Origin of the sequence: Micromonospora endophytica, assembly GCF_003236305.1 — a bacterium.
Lineage (GTDB): Bacteria > Actinomycetota > Actinomycetes > Mycobacteriales > Micromonosporaceae > Micromonospora > Micromonospora endophytica.
Genome location: NZ_POTX01000377.1, coordinates 1 through 3,883, shown reverse-complemented (window position 1 = coordinate 3,883; position 3,883 = coordinate 1). Strand labels below are relative to the sequence as shown.

The window sequence follows — 3,883 nt, the reverse complement described above, 5'->3', positions numbered from 1 at the left end:
AGGCGGGGTAGCCGTTCTGGTCGAGCCGGATGAAGTCCGGCACCACGTGGGCGCAGAGGCCGTGTCCGTCGCACCGGGACCAGTCCAGCACCAGTTTCTGCGGGTCGGGGTCGGGGGCGCCGGGCAGACCCATCACGCCCTTGACCCGCCGGCCGCAGCCCTCGCCTGTGGTGTGCTTCTTGAGGTCGTCGGCGAAGACCTCCATCGCCGAGAGCGCGAAGCGGGACGTACCGTCGGGGTGGCTGCACGCGCCCCGGCCCTTGACGTCGCCGGCGGCGGCCCGGACCACTTCCACCGGCGCGCTGCCGGAGACCGCCAGGTCGACGGCGCGGGCCAGGTCGGGCAGCCCCCGCTTGCACGGGCCGCACTGTCCGGCGGACTCGCCGGCCAGGTAACGCACCACCTGGGCGGCCTCGCCGAGCGGGCAGGTGTCGTTGGCGAGCGGGACGATGATGCCGGCACCGAGGGTGCCGCCGGCGGCGGCCAGCCCCTTGCGGGAGACCTCGGCCTTGTTCGCCGCCTCCCAGGTGATCCACTTGCCGTGGTAGCCGCCCATCAGGATGCCCGGACCCTCGGGCACCTCGCAGAGTTCGAGGACTTCCCGCAGCGGGGTGCCGGCGGCGCACTCGACCACCGCGTGCCGCTTCGCCGCACCGGTGATGCTGAGCAGCACGGTGCCGGGCTCGTCGTCGGTGCCGAGCGCCGCGTACTCGTACGGGCCGAGGCGGGCGGCGATCGCCATCTGGGAGTACGTCTCCGCGTTCGACAGCAGCGTGGGCAGGTTGTTCACGCCGGAGTCGCTGGAGCGCTTCTTGGTGCCGGGCGGGATGTGCGGCAACCCGTTGATGCCGTTGACGAGCGCGCCGCCCTCGCCGCTGATGAACCGGTGCGGCACCGTCACCACGCTCGTCGGCACCGGCATCCGCCGTTCCTCCAGCGCCTCCATCAGGGAGTCCCGGCCGATCAGGTCGTCGGCGACGCAGAGCACGATCTCCTCGGCGTCGAGCGCGAACGCGGCGAGTGCGGCACCGTCGAGGATCAGGTGCGGCGCCCGGGTCAGGATGACCTTGTCCTTCCAGCTGGCCGGCTCGCCCTCGGTGGCGTTGACCACCACCACGGGCGGCAGGTCCTGACGTTCGCAGGACTCCAGCACCGCGCGCAGCTTCCTGGCGAACGGGAAGCCGGCGCCGCCCTTTCCCTTGAGCTGGATGCCCTCGGCGAGGCCCAGCAGCGCGGAGGGCTCCATCGGGCTGAGCGGGCCGTGCACCATCTCGTGGGCGCGCATGTCGAGCCGGCCGAACTCGGCGAACCCGGCGGTGAGCCGGGGCTCACCGATACAGGCCACCGGCGGGACCGTGGTGCGCATGCTCACTTGGCTTCACCCCGCAGCCCAGCCCAGTAGGCGCCGTCGACGCTGTCCGGGTCAGCCCGGCGGCGGAGCCGGCTCTCCGCGGAGGAGGCGCGGCGGGCCCGCCGGGAAGCGAGGTCGACAAGAGTCGGGGTGTCGTCCTCGGGTGCGTCGTCCGGCGTGTACCGCGCCGGCGGACGCCAGTAGTCGGTCTCCTCCGGCAGGTCGTCGTCGACGCTGTGCCGGCCGGAGCCGCTGCGCGGCGCGGCGGAGATCGGCGAGCCGGAGATGGGCGTGCCGGAGATGGGGGCACCGGAGATCGGGCCGGCGGAGATGGGGGCGTTCGCCTCCCAGCGGCGCGGGCTGTCCCAGGGCTCCTCCGGCTCTTCCAGACCGGGGTCGGGCGGGGCGGAGTAACGGCTGCGGGCGTCGGTGGTGGCCCGGGAGCGACGGGACCTGCCGACCTCCTCCTCGTCGCGGCGACGCCGGCCCGCCGGCTCGCGGTCGGTCTCCAGCGGCAGTTCCTCGTCCTCGCGGCGACGCGCCGAGCGACGGGCAACCGGCTCGCGCTCCGCGTCCCGCCGGGCGGTGCGGCTGCGGCTTGGTTCCTCGTCGCGACGGCTGCGGCGGCTCACCGGCTCCAGGTCGTCCTCGACCCGCGCCGACTCCCGCTCCGCGTCCCGTCGGGTGGTACGCCGGGCAGCCGGTTCCCCGTCCCGACGACGGCGGGCCACTGGTTCGAGCAGCTCGGTCTCCCGGCGTACGGCCCGCTCCAGCTCTTCCTCGTCGCGGCGCGACGCGCGCCGGACCACCGGCTCCAGCTCCTCCTCGCGGCGCTCCCGGGCGGGCCGACCCGGCTCGCGCAGCGAGCCCGGCTCCGGCACCACCGGCACGGTGAACCGTTCCGGGTCGTTGCGGCGGATGGTGGGGCTGGCCCAGGTGCCGGAGGTGCTCTCGGCCCAGCTGGTGTCCCGGCGGGTCCGCTCGTTCTCGCCGCCCCGCTTGGTGAGGCTGCCCAGCAACGACTTGCCCTTGGTCTCGTCGCTGCCCTTGCCGGTCATGGCCTCGTTGAGCGCGGCGGCCTGGGTCCGTTCGCGGCTGCGTCGCTGGAGGGTCACCGAGAGGCGCACCATCAGCGCCACCACGACCAGCACCACGCAGAGGAAGTAGCTGAGGCTGACCCAGCCGGCGGGCGCGCGGCCGGCGCCCAGGCCGTGGAAGATGGCGAACGGCCAGGACACGTACGCCATGGAGTGCAGGGCCCGCCACACCCACTTCGGGCCGATGTCAGCGAACCGGGCCCGGATGATGCCGGTCCAGAGCACACCGACCATGAGCAGCGCGGCGATGGTGCCGAGGCCGACGTAGAGACCCCGGCCACCGACGAACGGCACGGCCACGTCGGTCACGCCAGCCCGGCCGGTGGTGAGCTTCGTGATCACGTGGAAGACCAGGCCGGAGACGCCGAGGATGCCGGTGGCTCGGTGCGCGGACTGCAACAGCACCCGGTGCCGGATCATCAGGACCAGCCGGTCGGTGGAGAGTAGCCCCATCATCACGGTGATGCTCAGCGCGACGAGGGCGACCACACCGGCGAAGAACTCGGTGAAGAAGAAGCCCATCGCGTACATCTTCTGGCCGCCGGTGGTGAGCATCATCAGTGCCCACAGCACGGCGATCCCGCACGCGCTGAGCGCCAGGATCTGACCGCGGGACCGCATCTGGATCCCTCTGCTGCTGACGCTGGTACGGACGGCAGGCGGTTTCTCGTTCTGCGTAGCCCGGGCCACTGTGCTCCTTGAACGTCTCGCGGCGGCGCACCGCCGACCCTGTTCCCCACACCAGTACGGCTGTGGGGCCCCGAGCGGATCAGCGTGCGACGAAAAAATCTCAGCAAGTTGTCGAACCGTCCTCCCGCGCGGCGCGTGTAGGCGGCCCGAACAGTTACTCACATTCATGCGTTGACAGTCGATGAAATCGGATTGCAATCTTTCAGCTCTGGTTGCAAGATCTGAGCAACCCACCCCCACGAGCACCCTCGACCCCAAGGGCTACAGCTACGTCCAGGCCTCGCCGCCGCAGGAACACGTACGCGGCAACCAGTGGTGGGTGGCGTACCAGCCGGTCAGCTACCGGATCGAGTCCCGCAAGGGTACCCGCGCCCAGTTCAAGTCCATGGCCCACACCTGCCACGCGGCAGGCGCCAAGGTGATCGTGGACGCCGTCGTCAACCACATGTCCGGCCAGACCAACGGCGGCACCGGCTGGGCCGGGTCGGCGTACCAGCATCACGTCCACCCGGGCATCTACCAGTCGCAGGACTTCCACTACTGCGGGCGCAACGGGCACATGCCGGCCGCCGACGCAGCCGCACCGGCAAGGGCTTCCTCACCCTGAGCGACGAGGAATCCGCCATCACCGGCCGCTCGCACTACACCGTCCTCCCGGCCGGCCGCTACTGCGACATCATCCACACCACCTACTCGAACGGCACCCGCACCGGCCAATCATCACCATCGACCCCAACCGCTGGTT

3 protein-coding genes are annotated in these 3,883 nt (G+C 71.7%); 1 reads left to right on the top strand and 2 read right to left on the bottom strand.

Going from position 1 to position 3,883, the window contains the following annotated elements:
- Together C1I93_RS29295 and C1I93_RS33010 are read right to left on the bottom strand one after the other, a co-directional pair.
- Positions 1-1,366: NADH-quinone oxidoreductase subunit NuoF family protein (locus C1I93_RS29295; protein ID WP_111246494.1), on the bottom strand; the 1,366-nt coding region annotated here is incomplete at its 3' end.
- Positions 1,367-1,368: 2 nt separating this feature from the next.
- Positions 1,369-3,069 (bottom strand): hypothetical protein, encoded by a 1,701-nt coding sequence (locus tag C1I93_RS33010; protein WP_262983575.1) that lies wholly within the window; start codon positions 3,067-3,069, stop codon positions 1,369-1,371.
- A 250-nt stretch (positions 3,070-3,319) separates the two neighbouring features.
- Here C1I93_RS33010 and C1I93_RS29285 point away from each other — a divergent pair, with 250 nt between their 5' ends.
- On the top strand, positions 3,320-3,745 hold the full coding sequence (locus C1I93_RS29285) for an alpha-amylase family glycosyl hydrolase (protein WP_223256332.1): 426 nt from the start codon (positions 3,320-3,322) through the stop codon (positions 3,743-3,745).
- Positions 3,746-3,883 lie beyond the last annotated feature (138 nt).